Annotated in this window: 19 protein-coding genes; 11 read left to right on the forward strand and 8 right to left on the reverse strand. The window is 27.5% G+C overall.

Annotated elements, in window-relative coordinates; genetic code table 11:
* Positions 1-10: 10 nt before the first annotated feature.
* From BXQ17_RS10745 to BXQ17_RS10760, 4 genes are read left to right on the forward strand one after another with little or no spacing between them, the layout of a single operon-like run.
* Positions 11-469: a DUF1801 domain-containing protein gene (locus BXQ17_RS10745; protein WP_077810650.1), complete on the forward strand. Its 459-nt coding sequence runs from the start codon at positions 11-13 to the stop codon at positions 467-469.
* Positions 470-859, forward strand: coding sequence for a VOC family protein (locus BXQ17_RS10750; protein ID WP_077810651.1), 390 nt, complete (start codon positions 470-472; stop codon positions 857-859).
* 33 nt (positions 860-892) lie between these two features.
* Complete coding sequence (locus BXQ17_RS10755; RefSeq protein WP_077810652.1) at positions 893-1,279, forward strand: hypothetical protein; 387 nt, start codon at positions 893-895, stop codon at positions 1,277-1,279.
* A gap of 4 nt (positions 1,280-1,283) precedes the next feature.
* A complete protein-coding gene (locus BXQ17_RS10760) occupies positions 1,284-1,682 on the forward strand; it encodes a DoxX family protein (protein ID WP_077810653.1) in 399 nt (132 codons plus the stop codon).
* A gap of 143 nt (positions 1,683-1,825) precedes the next feature.
* On the opposite strand, the gene BXQ17_RS10765 is transcribed toward BXQ17_RS10760, so the two are convergent.
* From BXQ17_RS10765 to BXQ17_RS10780, 4 genes are read right to left on the reverse strand one after another with little or no spacing between them, the layout of a single operon-like run.
* Positions 1,826-2,683, reverse strand: a complete 858-nt coding sequence (locus BXQ17_RS10765) for a class I SAM-dependent methyltransferase (protein WP_077810654.1) — start codon at positions 2,681-2,683, stop codon at positions 1,826-1,828.
* A 54-nt stretch (positions 2,684-2,737) separates the two neighbouring features.
* Positions 2,738-4,615, reverse strand: a complete 1,878-nt coding sequence (mnmG, locus tag BXQ17_RS10770) for a tRNA uridine-5-carboxymethylaminomethyl(34) synthesis enzyme MnmG (RefSeq protein WP_077810655.1) — start codon at positions 4,613-4,615, stop codon at positions 2,738-2,740.
* Positions 4,616-4,659: 44 nt separating this feature from the next.
* Positions 4,660-5,073 (reverse strand): rRNA maturation RNase YbeY, encoded by a 414-nt coding sequence (gene ybeY / locus BXQ17_RS10775; RefSeq protein WP_077810656.1) that lies wholly within the window; start codon positions 5,071-5,073, stop codon positions 4,660-4,662.
* On the reverse strand, positions 5,070-8,492 hold the full coding sequence (locus tag BXQ17_RS10780) for a DUF4175 family protein (protein WP_077810657.1): 3,423 nt from the start codon (positions 8,490-8,492) through the stop codon (positions 5,070-5,072). The genes ybeY and BXQ17_RS10780 overlap by 4 nt, the downstream gene beginning before the upstream one ends.
* A gap of 113 nt (positions 8,493-8,605) precedes the next feature.
* Here BXQ17_RS10780 and BXQ17_RS10785 point away from each other — a divergent pair, with 113 nt between their 5' ends.
* The 4 genes from BXQ17_RS10785 (at position 8,606) to BXQ17_RS10800 (ending at position 13,137) form a co-directional block, all read left to right on the forward strand.
* The gene (locus BXQ17_RS10785) at positions 8,606-9,445 is read left to right on the forward strand and encodes a hypothetical protein (protein WP_077810658.1); all 840 of its coding nucleotides are present in this window, start codon (positions 8,606-8,608) and stop codon (positions 9,443-9,445) included.
* A gap of 121 nt (positions 9,446-9,566) precedes the next feature.
* Complete coding sequence (gene gltX / locus BXQ17_RS10790; RefSeq protein ID WP_077810659.1) at positions 9,567-11,087, forward strand: glutamate--tRNA ligase; 1,521 nt, start codon at positions 9,567-9,569, stop codon at positions 11,085-11,087.
* 152 nt (positions 11,088-11,239) lie between these two features.
* Positions 11,240-12,169, forward strand: a complete 930-nt coding sequence (locus tag BXQ17_RS10795) for an SPFH domain-containing protein (RefSeq protein ID WP_077810660.1) — start codon at positions 11,240-11,242, stop codon at positions 12,167-12,169.
* Positions 12,170-12,261: 92 nt separating this feature from the next.
* On the forward strand, positions 12,262-13,137 hold the full coding sequence (locus tag BXQ17_RS10800; RefSeq protein ID WP_077810661.1) for a LytTR family DNA-binding domain-containing protein: 876 nt from the start codon (positions 12,262-12,264) through the stop codon (positions 13,135-13,137).
* Positions 13,138-13,339: 202 nt separating this feature from the next.
* Here BXQ17_RS10800 and BXQ17_RS10805 read toward each other — a convergent pair whose 3' ends face one another.
* The 4 genes from BXQ17_RS10805 to rnr all read right to left on the reverse strand — a co-directional run bounded on the left by BXQ17_RS10805 (position 13,340) and on the right by rnr (position 16,926).
* Positions 13,340-13,531, reverse strand: a complete 192-nt coding sequence (locus BXQ17_RS10805; RefSeq protein ID WP_077810662.1) for a twin-arginine translocase TatA/TatE family subunit — start codon at positions 13,529-13,531, stop codon at positions 13,340-13,342.
* 68 nt (positions 13,532-13,599) lie between these two features.
* Positions 13,600-14,289, reverse strand: a complete 690-nt coding sequence (locus BXQ17_RS10810; protein WP_077810663.1) for a head GIN domain-containing protein — start codon at positions 14,287-14,289, stop codon at positions 13,600-13,602.
* Between the two features lie 88 nt (positions 14,290-14,377).
* Positions 14,378-14,701: a YbjQ family protein gene (locus tag BXQ17_RS10815; RefSeq protein WP_077810664.1), complete on the reverse strand. Its 324-nt coding sequence runs from the start codon at positions 14,699-14,701 to the stop codon at positions 14,378-14,380.
* 5 nt (positions 14,702-14,706) lie between these two features.
* Positions 14,707-16,926, reverse strand: a complete 2,220-nt coding sequence (gene rnr / locus BXQ17_RS10820; RefSeq protein WP_077810665.1) for a ribonuclease R — start codon at positions 16,924-16,926, stop codon at positions 14,707-14,709.
* A 146-nt stretch (positions 16,927-17,072) separates the two neighbouring features.
* On the opposite strand from rnr, the gene BXQ17_RS10825 reads away from it, so the two are divergent.
* The 3 genes from BXQ17_RS10825 (at position 17,073) to rpiB (ending at position 19,282) form a co-directional block, all read left to right on the forward strand.
* Positions 17,073-17,999, forward strand: a complete 927-nt coding sequence (locus tag BXQ17_RS10825) for a diacylglycerol kinase family protein (RefSeq protein ID WP_077810666.1) — start codon at positions 17,073-17,075, stop codon at positions 17,997-17,999.
* Positions 18,000-18,089: 90 nt separating this feature from the next.
* A complete protein-coding gene (locus tag BXQ17_RS14570; protein WP_172830869.1) occupies positions 18,090-18,263 on the forward strand; it encodes a hypothetical protein in 174 nt (57 codons plus the stop codon).
* Between the two features lie 584 nt (positions 18,264-18,847).
* On the forward strand, positions 18,848-19,282 hold the full coding sequence (rpiB, locus tag BXQ17_RS10830; protein WP_077810667.1) for a ribose 5-phosphate isomerase B: 435 nt from the start codon (positions 18,848-18,850) through the stop codon (positions 19,280-19,282).
* The last annotated feature ends 42 nt before the right edge of the window (positions 19,283-19,324 follow it).

The following is a 19,324-nucleotide window of genomic DNA, read 5'->3' on the forward strand; positions in this document are numbered from 1 at the left end:
ATTTATACAAATGCAATACAAGGCAAATTCACCAGAAGATTATATAAATCAAGTTCCGGAAGAGCGACAAGATACGCTTAAAAAACTGCGTAAAATTATCAAAGAAAATTTACCAAAAGGATTTGAAGAAGGTATGCAATACAATTTTATTAGCTTTTATGTACCACATTCAATTTACCCAAACGGTTATCATTGCAATCCAAAAGAACCATTGCCTTTTATGAGTTTTGCATCACAAAAAAACTCTATAAATTTATATCATAGCGGTATTTATGCAGATGAAAAATTGAAGAATTGGTTTGTAAATGAATATCCAAATCATTGCAAAAGAAAATTAGATATGGGTAAAAGTTGTATCCGATTCAAAAAAATAGAAGAAATTCCGTTTGAATTAATTGCAGCATTGTGTAAAAAAATAACTGTAGAAGATTGGATTTCTTTGTATGAATCTTCAATTAAAAACAAATAAATGAAAAAAGGAAAAGTAATAGGAATTGGTGGTGTATTTTTTAAATCTGACAATCCAAAAAATGCAAAAGATTGGTATCAAAAACATTTAGGTTTTAATACAGACGATTGGGGTGCTACTTTTTGGTGGAAAAATAAAGATGGTAAAGACGCTACCACACAATGGAGTCCTTTTAGCAGCGATACAAATTATTTTGAACCTTCTAAAAAAGACTTTATGTTTAATTATAGAGTAGAAAATTTAGTTGAATTATTAGCGCAACTAAAAGAAGAAGGTGTAACTGTTGTTGGTGAAATTCAGGAATTTGAATATGGTAAATTTGGATGGATTTTAGACAACGAAAATAATAAAATAGAACTTTGGGAGCCGGTAGATGAAGCTTTTAAATAAATAAAACACTGATAATCAAATAATTAATAAAAAATGAAAGGAAATTTAACACCAAATAAAAGTGTAAAAAGCACTGATAAAAATGCTTTAGAAAATATAAAACAACAAGCAAAAGAGCTTAAAAATGAGGTAAAAGATAAAGCAAAAGAGTTAAAAGAAGAATCTAAAGAAGTTTTTGAAACAGTAAAAGAAAAAGTGAACGAAACTTTTTCTGAAGAGAATATTGATAAAGTAAAAGTGAAGTTAGATGAATATACAGATGATGCTAAAGAAGTTTTAGAAGATGTCTCTGAAAAAGCCTCTGAAATAGCCAGTGATGCAGTAGAAAATTTAGCAGATTTAGCAGAAGATGCTAAAGAAGGAATAGAAGAAACTACAACTAAAACAAAAGGATTTTTTAAACGATTATTCGGAAAATAAAAACATGAAATTATTATCTAATTATCCTGCAGAAATTTTAATTCTTTTCTTTTTAATAATTACGTATGTACAATCTAGCATCGATAAAATAACAGACTGGAAAGGAAATATTGCATTTATAAAAGATCATTTTAAAAACTCTCCATTAAAAAATTACGTTCCGGTTTTACTTGCTGTAGTTTTAGTTGTAGAAATTATCGCATCAATATTAATGCTTATTGGAGTTTATGAAATTTACACATCAGAAGCAAAAGAAATTGCTTTGTTAGGAATTGAGCTCTCTGCGATTACTTTACTTTTTTTATTAGTTGGTCAACGTCTTGCAAAAGATTATGCAGGAGCGATGTCTTTAACCGTCTATTTTATCTTAACAGTAATTGGTGTTTATCTTCTAAATAATTAAAAACTATTAAATATAAATTTAAAATAATTAAAAACTATTAAAAAAGGTCTTAAAAAACGCGTTTTAAGACCTTTTTTAATTATTAGATAGTATTTATACATTTAAGCGATTAAAACACAATTAAAACCTTTAAAAATCTATTTTTAGTAGTTTTTAAGAACATAAATCAGTGAGGAATACTCAGAAGTTGATCTTGCTTTAAAATTTGACACAAAACCAACGTAACTTGCTTTTAAAGGGTTCGATTTACCTGATTTGTATTTTTCGCTTAATAATGAAACATAGTAACTATCAAATTTCATAGGTAAAGTATTTTCTACTATCATTTCTACTTCAGAAAATAATTTATGAATAGAACATTGACTAAAATGCCAAAGATGTCTTGGTACATCATAAGCAGCCCAATATTCTTTATAATACTTCGCATCGTAACTTTTATAATTAGGTACAGCAACCACTACCCTTCCATTTGGCTTTAATAATTTTTTTAAAGTTTTAATAGTTTTCTTTAAACTCTCTACATGTTCTAAAACATGCCAAAGAGTAATAACGTCAAATTTCTTATTTGAAATATTAAACAAATCACTTTCTAAAAAGATGTCTTTAGTTTCAGCAATTTTTTTTGCATCTAAACTTGGTTCTACTCCAAAAGTTTCCCAATTATTATTTTTACAAACTTTTAAAAAATCTCCTGTTCCTGCACCAACATCTAAAACAGATTTAGTTTCTGTTTTAAAAGAATTAAGTAAACTTAACTTTTGTTTTAAAGTATGGTTTTTTACTTTTTGATAAACTTTATCGAAAAGTGATTTTTTACTATCTGTATGTGAAATATAGTTTTCACTTTTATAGTAGTTTTCTAAATCTGCTGGCACAGGAGACGTAACCAGCATTTCATAATCTTGGTTCTGCATTACTTCAAAAGTATCACCAGAAACAGTATAATCTTTACAATTTAAAAGAGGTATTAAATTTGTATAGAGTTCTTTTTCATTCTCCATATTACTTAATTTTTAAATTTGTTCCACGAGGAACATTTGCAATTTTTCTTTTTTTTATCTTCCCATATAAACCAAAAGCACTGAAATATCACTAGGTGATACACCGCTAATTCTACTTGCTTGCGAAATAGATACTGGTTTAATTTTATTTAATTTTTCTCTAGCTTCAAAAGAAAGAGATTTTACTTTTTCATATTTAAAATTAGAAGGTATTACAACATTTTCTAACCTATTTAATTTATCTGCATTGTTCTTTTCTTTATCAATGTATCCTGAATATTTTAAATGAATTTCAGCTTGTTCTATAACTTCTTTTTGAATATTATTTTCAATTATAAAATCATTTAATTTTTTTATAGATTTAAAATCATCGAAAGACAATTGAGGTCTTGCAGCAATTTTAAACAATTTCATAGATTGATTCACTAATGCTAAATTTTTAGCTTCTAAAATAGGATTTACCTCTTCTTGTTTTACACTAGTTTTATGCAAAAACTGAATCAACATTTCTGTCTTTTCTTGCTTTTCTAAAACACAATCCATACGTTCTTTAGATGCTAAACCAATTTTAAAACCTCTTGGTGTTAATCTTAGATCTGCATTATCCTGCCTTAACAAAGTTCTATACTCTGCACGTGAAGTAAACATTCTATATGGTTCTTCTGTACCCTTAGTAATTAAATCATCAATTAAAACACCAATATAAGCTTCGTTCCTTTTTAAAATAAAAGGTTCTTTACCCTGTACTTTTAAAGCAGCATTTACACCAGCCATTAAACCTTGCGAAGCAGCTTCTTCATAACCTGTTGTTCCATTAATTTGACCAGCAAAATATAAATTCTCTATTAACTTTGTTTCTAAGGTGTGCGTTAATTGTGTTGGCGGAAAATAATCATACTCTATAGCATAACCATATCTTAAAAACTTTACGTTTTCAAAACCTTCTATAGAACGTATTGCTTTATCTTGAATATCTTCTGGTAAAGAAGTAGAAAAACCATTTACATACATTTCTACCGTAGACCAACCTTCTGGTTCTACAAAAATTTGATGTCTATCTTTCGTTGCAAAACGATCTATTTTATCTTCTATCGAAGGACAATATCTCGGACCCGTAGATTGTATTCTACCATTAAACATTGGCGAACGATCAAAACCTTCACGAAGTAAATTATGAACATCAAGATTTGTATACGTTAACCAACAAGAACGTTGTTTTTGTAATGCTTTTGTGGTTGGCAAATAAGAAAACTTTTCTGTAATTTCATCACCAGGTTGCTCTAACATTTTAGAATAATCTAAAGATCTTCCATCAACTCTTGGCGGAGTTCCGGTTTTCATCCTTCCAGCTTCAAAACCTTTCGCAACTAAATCTTCTGTAATTCCTTTTGATGCACCTTCACCTGCTCTACCACCACCAAAACTTTTATCACCAATATGAATCAATCCGTTTAAAAAAGTACCCGCTGTAACAATAACAGTTTTAGATTTAATCTCTAAACCTAAAGCAGTTTTAACACCAACAATTTTATCACCATCAAACAATAAACCATTTACAGAATCTTGATAAAAATCTAAATTATCTGTTTGCTCTAGCATCGTTCTCCAACATTCTGCAAATTGCATTCTATCAGATTGCGCTCTAGGACTCCACATTGCAGGTCCTTTAGATTTATTAAGCATTTTAAATTGTATTGCTGTTTTATCAGTCACAATTCCGCTGTAACCTCCTAACGCATCAATCTCTCTTACTATCTGTCCTTTTGCAATTCCACCCATTGCAGGATTACAACTCATTTGCGCAATGTTTTGCAAATTCATTGTAATTAACAATGTATGTGCACCCATATTTGCGCTCGCAGCTGCTGCTTCACTTCCTGCGTGACCACCACCAACTACTATAACATCAAATGTTGTTGAAAATAAACTCATTTTTTATAGTTCCACGTGAAACGTGTAAATTAACTTATTGATTTTTAATATTTTAACTCTTTTAAAGCAAGATTTTCTTGTAAAGTCATCTCATTTTGATCAGTTTCGGTTTTATCTTTAAAACCAATGTAATGTAAAACGCCATGAATAATAACTCTATGTAATTCTTCAGTAAATGGAACTTTAAAATCTTTGGCGTTATCCTCTACCCTTTCAATAGAAATATATATATCACCATTAATAAGTTTACCAAGTGAATTATCAAAACTAATAATATCTGTAAGTGTATCGTGTTGTAAAAATTGAACATTTAATTTATGAAGATAATTGTCATCACAAAAAATGTAATTAATTTCACCTAACTCACAGTTATGTTTATCAATAATAGTTTGAATCCAATTTTCTGTTAAACCCTCATTATCTAATTTAAAATTGGTTTCGTAATTAAACGTAATCATTTTGCTTTATTCTTAGGTAGAGAAAAATATTCTCTAACCTTTAATTTATAATTTTGTTGCAAAGGTAATGATTGTCTGTTTAATATTTCTATTTGATTGTAAAACTGCTTTTTAAATTCTAAAGCTTTAATAGTATTACGTTTATTAAGTAAATTATTAGTATTAGATTTACGCTTACTATCTTTTCCTTGCTCTAAAGCTGCTTTGTCCAATTTTAATAATTCGTAGTTAAGGCGCTGCATTTTCTGAACTGTACCCGCGTTAAAACCTTTTTCTAATATTTCGTTTTCTAACTGCTCCATAGTTTTTAAAACTTTTTTTGCATTAGAATTGTTTCCAGAACTTGATTCACCAGATTCTTTTATAGCATCTTGAAGCTGTTGTCTAAGTTGTGTTTGTTCTTTATAAATTTCATAAAGTTCTCCATCTAAATCATCGTTGTCAGAATTGCCTTGTCCATTATTTTTTCCATTTCCACCCTCACTATTACCTTCACCGTTGCCTTTTTTATTTCCTTTTCCGTCTTTTCCGCCTTTACCAGATTGACCTTTTTCTCCTTTTTGATTTCCTGGTTTCTTACCTTCTTTACCACCTGACTTACTTTCTTCGGGTTTAGAACCCTTTTTCATTCCTTGTTGCATCTTCTCAGAAAGTTCACCCTGTTTTTTAATGATATCAGGTAAACTGAAGCCATTACCTTTACCCTTTCCTTTTCCTTTACCCATTTTCATTGAGGCATTTTTCATGCTATTTAACATATTACTTAAATAATCTGCTAAATTATTTGTAGCTGTCATTACATAACGTTGATTAGAAACACCATTATTAAACCTATTTTCTGAAAAATTTTCTAAAGACTGTTCTAAATTATAATGTGCTGATGATAAGTCATCCTGTATTTTCGCAGAAATTTTAGGAAGACGCATAGAAAGCACATATAAACTATCATCTATATGTTCAAAATAAGTTCTTATGTCATTTTGCTTTTTTAAGTCTTTACCAAAATCTGGATGTGTAGTAGAAATTTCACTAAACTTATTCATTAAATTTTCTTGTTTAAAAGAAAAAGTGACTAAATTTTCTAAAATTTTACGAAGATCATCCATATTTTCTTCTATAGATTCTCCTTCCATCTCCATCATCGCTTGCTGCATTTTAGAACTCATTTCTTTCATCTTAGCAGCACTTTTTTTCTGAGAATCTCTAGCAGATTTTTGATCCTTATTTTGAATATCTTCTTCAGACTTTTTTAAACTAGCATCTATTGCATCTTTTTCATCCTCTACATCTGGCAGTTCCATTGGCTCTTTCAATTTTTGATTATCCTTAGCCAATTCATCTAATTCTTCTTTTAAATCGTTAAACTCTTTGTTAATTTCTTTTTGGGATTTTAAATCTAATGAATCTTGCTTTACTAAATCTTCCTGTTTTTTTGATAATTGATCTAACTTATTAGTAATTTGCATAGTTTTTTGCTCAACGTAAAAACGCTTTGTTAATTCTAACATACGTTCTAAACTTCTTTGTTGTTGTTTATTTTGTTGTGCTAGTTGTTTAGCCTTTTTTACAAGATCTTCTTTATTTAACTTTTCTGCAAGTTTTGCAATTTCATCTAAGAGTTTTTGTTGCTTATCGGTTTTCTTTAATTCTTCGATACGCTTTTTTAATTCTTCTTTTTTGTTTTGTAAATTTTCAGATTGTTCTTTCTTTTCATCTAAATTTTCTTGCAACATATCTGTTTGACGTTGCATCATATTTTTATATTGTTCTTGCCTTTTTATAAAACTCTCAACCTTCTTTTTATCATTCCAACCTAACTTTTTCTTATTTTGAAGTTGTTCTTTTATTTGATCTAAGTCTTTTTGTTGTTTTTGTTGTTTCTGAATAGAGTTCTCTAAACTATTAATTGTATTACGTTGTTCTTGCAAAAGCTCCTCTTCTACTTCATCATTTGTTTTTTGACGATATTTAAAAACTTTAGTACGCGATTTCTTACTTCCGTTTACGGCATCATTATCAAAAACTTCAAAAAATAATTCATAATTGATACCTTTTTGTAAGTTTAAATTATTTGGAAATTCATAAAAAAAAGTTTGAACATTGGAACTAGAAATTTTTAATTGATGTGTTTTAATCGCTTCAGGATTATTTTCATCATAATAAATTAATTGCAATTTCTTTAAGCCATAATCATCAGAAATCTGACCAGCAAAAAAAGCAGTACCTCTAGAAATGGAATCGATATTTGTTTTCACTTCAATTTCTGGCAATTCATCTTTTATAACATTAACAAAAAATTGTAAATTTTCATAATCTTGTAAATTAGCATTAGAAGAAGAAATTTCATAATTAACAGTATTTCTTATTCTTTTAGAAAATGTAAAATTATCTTGACCTTCGTTTTTAAATTTTTCTCTTTTGTTATTATTGATAAAAAAAACTTGGTTGGTATTTACAGCAGTAACCAACCAATTAATCTTTGTGCCTTCTGGTACAATTAAATTACCAGAATTATTTATAACTTCACTTTTTTTACCTGTGTAAAAAGGATATTTTAATTCTAAACTTATATTGTTAATAACTGGTGTTTTTACAATGTCTATTTTGTAATTATTCGATAAAACTCCGTTAGATTCTAAATAGAAATCAACAGGATTTAAAACATCAGAAAAAGTATAAGAAAAAGTACCATTGCTATTATTGTTAAGAAAATATTGCTCGTTATTAAAATGAATTTTTACTTCGGATGGATAAACTTCACCAATCGTTTTTACATCTATTTTAATAGAATTTCCTTGAATTACTTTTAAAGACCTATTGGTAATATCAAAATAAAAAGGTGCTGGCGGAGAATATGCAGTTCTATGGTTTACAACTCTATCTAAACTTTCCGAAAAAACCTGTTTATTATCTGTAAATAAGATAGTTAAAAAAATTAAAATAGGAAAAATAGCATATTTTAAATACTTTTTATTCTGAGTAAAATCAATTGCTTTTACAAAAGGAATCGGTTGTAAATCATTAGATTTTTGATTGATACTTGCCAATAATAATTCTGATTGTAAAGACGATTCTTGTAACTGAATTACATTTAACAGTTTGTCTTTTACATCCGGAAAATGATTGCCAATAATTGCTGAAGATTCTTTTAAAGAAATCCCTTTTCGTAAACCAAATAATTTAAAAATTGGAATAGCAATAAACTTAATTAATAGAAATAATTCTACTAAAATAAAAAGCCAAAACAAAAAAGTTCTTGCCGTTGGTTTTAACCATAAAAAATACTCTAAAAAAAGGGTAAAAAAGAAATATAAACACCCTAAAGAAAAAAATAAAATTACTCCTTTAATTAATTCGTTTACATAATATTTTCTTGAAAACTGATGTAGCTTTTGCTCAATTATTTTAAATGCGTTCATAATCAACTAATAAAAATAGTATTTTTGATAGGATTTACAATGAAATTAAATGTTAAAAGCTTTTTGTAAGTTTTTAAAAAAGTTTGCAACTAAATTTAAATAAAAAAAAGATCATGAAAAATAGCCTTAAAATAGTATTTTTTATAGCAAGTTTATCAGCATTTTCTCAAAGTCCGTGGACAAAAGAAAAGAAAGATTTGTTTCTAAATTTATCTTACACTTCAATAGCAAATTACAACGAATTATTTGGTGATCCAGATTATAAAACCGAGAAAAATATTACAGATAAAACGTATCAAATTTACGGTGAATATGGGTTAACAAATAAAACAGCATTTGTTTTTAATATCCCTTTAAAATCTATAAAAACAGAAGATACAAACAATTTAATATCTAACTTAGATTCTGGTTCTAAAACTGCTTTTGGTAATATATCTTTAGGTTTAAAACATCAATTTTATAATAAAAATTGGGTTATTTCTGGGCAATTGGTTACAGAATTAAACACAAGTTCTTTTAAAGAAAACACAAAAATTAGAACTGGCTACGATGCTTTTACCTTTACACCTCAATTGCTAATTGGTAAAAGTTTTGGTAAAACATTTTTACAAACACAAATTGGTGCAGATATAAGAACAAACGATTACAGTAACAATTTTAAAATTGGTGGAGAATTTGGTGGTAAAATATCAAAAAATATTTGGTTAATTGGCTTTGTAGATATTGTAAAGAATATAGATAATGGTGTATACAAAACAGGTGAAATTAATCCGCAAACATTAACACCAAGAAATGGTTTGTATGTAACAGATCAAGAATATGGTGCTTACGGATTAAAAGGAATTTTACAGTTGTGCGATTTAGGTATAACAACAAGTTTTGCTAATGCTTTTTTTGGTAATAACGTTCCTAAAAAAACAGCTTTTTCAATCGGAATTTTTAATACATTTTAAGCCAAATTATTTTTAAATAATACAGACTTTAGAATATTATTTTCTAAAGTCTTTTTTTTGGTCTCTAATTTCTATTTTCTCTTTTAAAAACTATCTTTGCAGCATTAAAAAACAGAAAAAAATGGAATCTAATGTTCGTGTACGTTTTGCACCAAGTCCTACAGGACCTTTACATATTGGTGGTGTAAGAACAGCTTTATATAATTATTTATTTGCAAAAAAATACAACGGTACTTTTGTATTACGTATAGAAGATACAGACCAAACTCGTTACGTTGCAAATGCCGAACAATATATTATAGACGCTTTAGAATGGTGTAATATTCCTTTTGATGAGGGACCAAATAAAAACGAAAAATTTGGACCATACAGACAATCTGAACGTAAAAATCTTTATAAAGAATACGCAGATATTTTAATAAAAACTGGTTGGGCTTATTATGCTTTTGATACATCAGAACAATTAGATGCACATAGAAAAGGGCACGAAGCAGAAGGAAAAACCTTTATTTACAATTGGCATAATAGAGAAAAAGGCCAATTGGTAAATTCTTTGGTTTTAACTGATGATGAAGTGCAAGCAAAAATAAATGCTGGCGAAAATTATGTAATCCGTTTTAAAACTCCGCAAGACGAACTTTTAAGAATGGAAGACGAAATTCGTGGAAATATTAAAATTGATACCAATACTTTAGATGATAAAATATTATTTAAAGGAGATGGTATGCCAACTTATCATTTAGCAAATATTGTTGATGATCATTTAATGGAAATTACGCATGTAATTCGTGGTGAAGAATGGTTACCATCTATGCCATTGCACGTTTTATTATACAAAGCATTTGGTTGGGAAGCACCAAAATTTGCTCATTTACCATTAATTTTAAAGCCAGTTGGTAAAGGTAAATTAAGTAAAAGAGACGGTGATAAATTAGGATTTCCTGTATTTCCGTTAGAATATACCAACGAAAAAACTGGTGATGTTTCACGTGGTTATAAAGAAGATGGTTATTTTAATGATGCTTTTATAAATATGTTAGCTTTCTTAGGATGGAATCCTGGTACAGAACAAGAAATCTTCTCTTTAGAAGAATTAATTGCAGCTTTTGATTTAAAAAGAGTTAGTAAATCTGGTGCTAAATTTAGTCTAGATAAAACAAAGTGGTTCAATCAGCAATACATGCAAACAAAGTCTGATACTGAATTAACAGAACTATTTTTACCAATTTTAGCAGATAAAGGAATCACAAAAGACAAAGAATACGTTTTAAAAGTTGTTTCTGCTATTAAAGAAAGAGCTGTTTTTGTAAATGATTTTTGGGATTTATCTAGTTTCTTTTTTGAAACACCAACAGAATACGATGCCAAAGCTTCTAAGAAAAACTGGAAAGAAGGAACTGCAGATTTAATGAATGAATTAATTACCGTAATTTCATCAATCGAAGATTTTTCATCAGAAAATACAGAAAAAGAAGTAAAAGAATGGATAACTGCGAAAGAAGTTGGTTTTGGTAAAGTTATGCAGCCATTAAGATTAAGTTTGGTTGGTAAATTAGCTGGCCCACATTTGTTTGATATTATTACTATGATTGGTAAAGAAGAAACTTTATTAAGACTTAAAAACGCCATAGAAAAATTATAATTATTACAACTAAATAAAAAGCCTCTCGTTAATTTCGAGAGGTTTTTTTATTTTATAATGTAACATTATAAATAAATCTGCGTCAAATAATTAAATGCTTAAAAGAAGTATATTTACAATTCAACTATTTATTAACTATTAAAAACCTTGTTATGATATCACCACCATTTATTATTTTTATTGTTATAATCGGATTAATAATTTTTGCATCATTTTTTACCGTTAAACAACAAACTGCTGCAATTGTAGAGCGTTTCGGTAAATTTAATGCAATAAGACAATCTGGTCTTCGATTTAAAATACCATTTATAGATAGAATTGCCGGAAGATTAAGTTTAAAAATTCAGCAATTAGATGTAATTATAGAAACAAAAACCTTAGATGATGTTTTTGTAAAATTAAAAGTTTCTGTTCAATATAAAGTCATTTATAATAAAGTATATGACGCTTTTTATAAATTAGATTATCCACACGATCAAATTACTTCTTATGTTTTTGATGTAGTAAGAGCGGAAGTACCAAAAATGAAATTAGATGATGTTTTTGTAAAAAAAGATGATATTGCTATTGCTGTTAAATCAGAATTAAACGACGCTATGTTAGATTATGGTTTCGATATTATAAAAACCTTAGTAACAGATATAGATCCAGATGCGCAAGTAAAAGAATCTATGAATAGAATTAACGCTTCTGAAAGAGAAAAAATTGCAGCACAATTTGAAGGAGATGCACAACGTATTTTAATAGTAGAAAGAGCTAAAGCAGAAGCAGAAAGCAAGCGTTTACAAGGACAAGGTATTGCAGATCAAAGAAGAGAAATTGCACGTGGTTTAGAAGAATCTGTAGAAGTTTTAAATAAAGTTGGTATCAACTCACAAGAAGCATCTGCTTTAATTGTTGTAACACAACATTATGATACTTTACAATCTATCGGACAAGAAACAAATAGTAACTTAATTTTATTACCAAACTCGCCACAAGCAGGTAGCCAAATGCTAAACGATATGGTTGCAAGTTTTACAGCAAGTAACCAAATTGGCGAAGCAATGAAAAATGCTAAAACTAAAAAATTAGAAGAATAATTAACTATTCTTGATAACAAAACTAAAAAGACAGTAATATTAATTACTGTCTTTTTTTATTAAATTTTTATATTTTTACTAAAAAAATATTAATGAAAGCTATTTTTTCATGGTTAAATAAACCATATTATTTTAATCCTAAACCTCTGTATAAGTTAAAGATAAGTATTTATCATGGTTTATTTATTTTTCTTTTTTTATATATTTTTAGACCTTTTTATCTACACGAATTTGATAAAATTATATTACCATACACCATAGGTATTGGTATTACAGCTTTTGTTGCTACTTTTTTAATTTTATACGTACCAGCACTTATTTTTAAAGATTATTTTAGTGAAGATAATTGGACTATAGGCAGAAATTTATTATTAATGTTTGTTGGTGTAACCTTTATAGGAGTTGCTTTATGGTATTTTGGTGAAATTTATAAAGAACCCTATAACCTAAGAAAAATAAATCTTTTACAATTCTTATCATATACTTTTTTGGTAAGCCTTATACCCTTAACATTTTTTGTATTTCTAAATGAAAAAAATATAAGATTACGAAGAGAAAAAAAGGTTAAAGAAATTAGAGAATTAAAAAAAGTACAAGAACTAAATAACACAGAAAAATTAACCAAAGAAGTTAGTATAACATCAGAAAATGGTAAAGAGAAAATTATTTTTTGTATCGACAATTTAGTGTATGTAACTTCGCAAGGAAATTATGCAAGTTTTTTTATTAAAAAGGATGACAAAATTAATGAGAAAATATTGCGAGTTACACTTGCAAAAATTATTACAAAATTAGAAAAATATCCTACTATTATTAGATGTCATAAAAGTTATATTGTAAACACAAATTATATTACAGATATTTCTGGAAATGCAAGAGGTTATTTATTAAAATCTAAGGTTATTGAAATAGATATACCTGTATCTAGAAGTTTTTCTAAGCAATCATTATTAAGATTAATTAGTTAAACGTTCCCATTTATCCCAAAAACCCAATAAATCTTCCTTTTTGCAACAAATAAGTTAAAGATATTATAATGAAAACTATATTTGTCTAGAAGAAATTTAGATTAAATATTTGGGGGAATATTTTAATTTGATAACTAAAAAGCTCAACTTGTATTTATACAAATTGAGCTTTCTTATTTTTGTTAAAAAAAGTGATTAGTATCTACTTTTTTTCTTCTAGTTTTTCTTCTGGATTTTCTTCTTTAGAAGCGTTTTTAAATTCCTTAATTCCGCTACCTAAACCTTTCATTAATTCTGGTATTTTTTTTCCACCAAATAATAATAAAACAACTACAAGTATAATTGCAATTTGAGGTCCGCTAACAAATCCAAAAAAAATAGATAAATTATTCATCATTATATAATTTTATAAGTTACAAAGATACAAAAAAGGTTGTTAAAGCAATCGAATCTGTTTCTGTATTAATTTCTTTTCTCGATAATACCACCAATAACCTTTTTGTCTTTTACAACTTCTGGGTTTCCTTTATAGAATATTGTACCACCAAAACTTACTTTAGCATTTAAAGTTTCGCCAGCATTTATTTCTGCTTTTGCACCTGTACCTGCTTTAACATTAGAGTTACCTGTAGATTTTAAATTAAAACCATGGTAAATACCATACAAATCTAAATCTACTTCTTGGTTTTTAGATGCACCAGAAACTTTAATAATACCGCCAGAAGTTGCTCTAATACTTAAATACTTTGTTTTTGTAGTTAAGTTAATAAAACCTCTTTCTTGTGCATTTAAAGATACTTTATCTTGGTTAAAATCTTTGCTAGTAATAGTTGCACCTTCATTTACATCAATTAAATCTATATTTTTATTGTAATATAATTTAATAAGTATTTTACCTTCTGCAGAATTATCTGATGGTTTTAAAGAAAAAGGTAAAGAAAGTTTTAATGTATTATTTACATTTTTAATTTTAACAAGATTTGCCTTCTCACCTGTAATTTCTATTTTTTGGCTAGAAGCTTTAATCAATTCTAATTCTATACCATTATATACTTTAAGCGTGTTAAAGTCTCCTAGATCTTGTTTAATTGTATTTTGTGCGTATGTTGATAAACCAACAATAAAAGCACATACTAAGATTAAATTTTTCATTTTTATAAGTTTGATATTTAATATAAAACAACAATTATACCATTATAATAAAGGAAAATTATTAAAAATATTATAAATCTATACTTGTTTATTTTACTTTAACAGCTGTACCAGTAATAGAAACCAATAATGTAGACGAGCTTGCAAGCGGTTCTACATCTAATTGTATACCAACAACTGCATTTGCACCTAACTTTGTCGCATTGTCTTTTAAATTCTGAAATGCTTTTTCTTTAATACCTTCTAATGCTAAACTATATTTTTCGTAATATTTAGACATACTAAACATATCTTTAAAAGATAGTTTAGATCCGTTAGCAGAATAACTAGAATCGTAAGCAGTACCCGTTACAATACCTAAATAATCTACTATTTTAAAATTTTCTATGTTGTTTGTAGTTGTTAAAATCATAATAACTAATCTTCAATTAAATTAAAATCTAAATGTTTACGCTCTAAATCTGTTTTTTTAACTTGTACTTTTACATCATCACCTAATTGATACATGTTTTTTGTAGATTGACCAACAATAGCATATTGTTTTTCATCAAAAATATAATAATCACTTTTTATATCTCTAATTCTTACCATTCCTTCGCATTTATTAGTAGAAATTTCTACATAAATACCCCATTCTGTTACACCTGTAATTACACCATCAAAAACTTCATCTTTGTGATCTTGCATGTATTTAACCTGCATGTATTTTATAGAATCTCTTTCTGCTTTTGATGCTAATTCTTCTCTTTTAGAAGAATGTTTACATTTTTCTTCGTACAATTCTGCTTTTGGCGATTTTCCGCCATCTAAATAATGTTGCAGTAATCTATGTGTCATTACATCAGGATAACGTCTTATAGGCGATGTAAAGTGGCTATAATAATCGAAAGCTAAACCATAATGACCAATATTTTGTGTGGTATAGACTGCTTTAGACATCGATCTGATTGCCAAAGTTTCTATCATATTAGATTCTGCTTTACCATTTACATCATTTAATAACTGATTTAAACTTGCAGATGTACTTTCTTTAGTTTCTGTATTTATCTTGTAACCAAATTTACTAATGATGTTTTGTAAAGATGCTAATTTTTCTAGATCTGGCTCATCATGAACTCTGTAAATAAAGGTGTCGTTAGAAGGTTTTCCTTTTTTACGACCAATAAATTCTGCTACTTTTCTGTTTGCTAATAACATAAATTCTTCAATTAATTTATTAGCATCTTTAGATTTTTTAAAGAAAACACCAACTGGGTTTGCTTCTTCATCTAAATTAAACTTCACTTCTACTCTATCAAAAGAAATTGCACCTTGTTTCATTCTCTTTTTACGCAATACTTTTGCTAATTTATCTAGCTGTAAAGTTGCTTCTACAATTTCTGGTGTAACTTCGTATTCTTTGTCTATGATAGAAGTTTCTAATGGCATTGTATAAGGTTGTACATCATCAGATAATTCGCAATTTTCTATAATAGATTGTGCTTCTTCATAAGCAAAACGTTGGTCTGAATATGTTACAGTTCTACCAAACCACTCTCCTACTACTTGTGCTTTTTGATTAATTTCAAAAACTGCAGAAAATGTTAATTTTTCTTCATGTGGTCTTAAAGAACAAACACCATTACTTAACATTTCTGGTAACATTGGCACTACTCTATCTACCAAATAAACAGATGTTGCCCTGTCATAAGCCTCATCATCTAAAATAGTTTTTGGTTGTAAATAATGCGAAACATCTGCTATATGAATTCCTACTTCGTAATTACCATTTTCTAATTTTACAAAAGACAAAGCATCATCAAAATCTTTTGCATCTTTAGGATCTATGGTAAACGTTAAATCTTTACGCATATCTCTACGTTTAGAAATTTCTTCTTCAGTAATTTCTAAAGGCAAACTTTCTGCATCTTTTTCTACTTCTTCTGGAAACTCGTAAGGTAAATCATATTCTAATAAAATAGAATGCATCTCTGTATTATGATCTCCTGGTTTACCTAGTACTTTGGTTATTTTACCAAACGGATTTTTAGAGTTTTGTGGCCAATCAGAAATTGTAGCTTGTACTTTATCTCCGTGTTCGGCACCATTCATTTTGTTTTCAGAAATAAAAATATCAGCATACATTTTATTACTGTCTGGTAACACAAAACCAAAGTTTTTACTTTTTTGTAAAACACCAACAAATTCTGTTTTAGCACGTTCTAAAATTTCTACAACATCTGCTTCTAACTTTTTACCACTTCGTTTTTTGTACACATAAGCTTTTACAATATCGTTGTGTAAACCTTTACATAAATTTACATTTGGTATAAAAATATCATCTTCATAATCTTCTGTAACAAAGTAACCATTACCGTTAGATGTAATATCTAAAGTACCTAAAGAGTATTTTCTATCTGCATTTATTTTAAATTTACCTCTATCTACTTCTACAATTTTTTTTGTCGATGCTAATTCTGCTAACTTTTTAATTACTTGGTTTTTACCATCTGTATCTACAATGCTTAATTTTGCAGCAATTTGTTTGTAATTGTAAAACTTATCGCTGTCTTCATTTAAAATTCTGAATATATTTTTAGTTAAATTTTTTACGACTTTACCTTTCTTTTTATAAATTTTTTTCTTTTTTTTTGTCATTTATACTTCTGTTTTAGCGTTAATTCTTTCTGTTTTTTTTGATAAAAATTAACGTACTCTGCAAATTACAATTATAAGTTTAATAAAGCATTAAAAAACTGTTATGAATCTATTTTGTAATTTGGTTTGTTTATAATAATTTGTTTATGTCTACTATTGATAAAATCAATACTGATTCTTGGTTTATAATTGCAAACCCAGCTTCTGGAAATAAAAATTTTTCTAAAATTTGGAAAAAAATTGAGCAATTACTTAACAACAAGAATTTAGACTATTCTTTTGCTTTTACTCAGTTTTCTAAACACGAAATAGATTTGGTACAAAACGCTATTAAAAAGGGTTATAGAAACATTATATCTGTGGGCGGAGACGGAACATTACATAATGTTGTAAACGGAGTAATGCTGCAAAGGTATGTAAAAACTTCTAATATAACTATTGGCGTATTACCTTTAGGAACTGGTAACGATTGGATTAAAACCTACAAACAACCTAATTCCATAGAAAAAGCTTTAGAAATTATATCAAAAAAAACTACAATTTTACAAGATATTGGTGTTATTACTACTGATAAACATACTATTTATTATAACAATGTAGCCGGAATTGGTTACGATGGATATATTGTTAATAAACTAAAATATCTTAAAAAATTTGGTGCTTTATCTTATTTGTTAGCAGGTATTTATGGTTTAATTTTTTATAAGAAAAGTGCATATAAGATACTTATAAACAATAAAGAATTAAAAGAAAAATGTTTAATGGTTGTATGCGGAATTTGTAAATATTCTGGTGGCGGAATGCAGTTTACAAAAGACGTTAATACTACAGACGGCTTATTAGACATAACAATTGCTAAAAACTTAAATTTTTTAGATTTAATAATTAATCTACCTAAACTTTACTCTGGTGCAATTGTAAATCATAAAAAAGTAAACACTTACAAAACATCAAAAATTACGGTAATGCCTATAAATGCTAAACCTTTTATACAAGCAGATGGCGAGTTGATAACTTCTGGTAAACTTCAAATTAGCATTATACCTAAAGCAATTAATTTTGTAATTAATTAGTTATCAAGTATAAAAGTTAAAAAAATCTTAATTTTTTTGTAACGAATCTTAAAAAGAAGCGTCTTTATAGAAAGAGACTTTTAAATTAAGATGAAAAATCTACGTAAAATTATCGGCTTATTTCTAATTATTTTTGTTGCAGGCATCTTTGTAACCATTATAACGGTAAACAAATCTCTTAACAAAATAGATCCGCAAGAAAAAAGCGTAGAAATTCAAAAAGACACCACTTACCTACTAAAAGCAGAAAAGAAAACAGTTTAATTTTTTTTTCAAAAATTTTCTCTTTCTAATTTCAATTTATTTTTTTTCGAGTTTTTCACAGTTATAAACATTCTATAGTATAATTATTTTTCTTTTATAAAATTTTAAAAAAACTATGATGGTTATAATAGTGTGTGAATAGCTACTATAAATTTTATAATATTTATTTTAATATTTGAGTTATTAAAAAACGTTTACATGTTATTAGTAGTTTAAAAGCTTTAAAATCAATTAAAAAGTAGAGTTATTAACAATAGTTATAAACAGGTATTAACTAAATATTCTGAATAACTATGTTGTATTTCTATGTAAACAAATTGTAAATTTTATGTTGATAAACTTTTATCAAAAACTCATAAAAAAAGTTGCATATGTTAAACTATCCGCTGTATTGTAATAAATATTGAATTCACCAAAAATACTTTTCAGTTTTTCATTGCAACTTCTTAACATTCTATTAAAATGCTAAAAACTTAAAAACTAAAGAGTTATTAAAAAAGCTATTTTTTTGATTGTTTATAACTGTTGATAACCGTTAGTTTCTGTATTTTTGTAGTACACAACTTAATTAAAATCAATTTATTATGACAATTGCAATTGGTAACGATCACGCTGGTACAGAATACAAGTTCGAAATTATAAAACATTTAGAAGAGAAAGGTTATAATGTTATTAATTTTGGTACAGATTCTAATGCGTCTATGGATTACCCAGATGCTATTCATCCAACAGCAGAAGCAGTAGAAACTGGTAAAGCTACGTTAGGAGTTATTTTATGCGGTTCTGGTAACGGCGCACAAATGACAGCAAATAAACACCAAGGTATAAGAGCTGCTTTGTGTTGGAACAATGAGTTAGTTGCACTAACAAGACAACATAACGATGCAAATATTCTTACAATTCCGGCACGTTTTGTTTCTTTACAACAAGCTATAGGTTTTGTAGATATTTTTCTTTCTACAGAATTTGAAGGCGGTAGACATGCTAATAGAGTAAGTAAAATTTCTTGTGCAGGATAATCTTTAAAAAAAATCACTTAAACTGTTTTAAAATTTAGTTTG

This window comes from Polaribacter sp. BM10 (assembly GCF_002005425.1).
GTDB lineage: Bacteria > Bacteroidota > Bacteroidia > Flavobacteriales > Flavobacteriaceae > Polaribacter > Polaribacter marinaquae.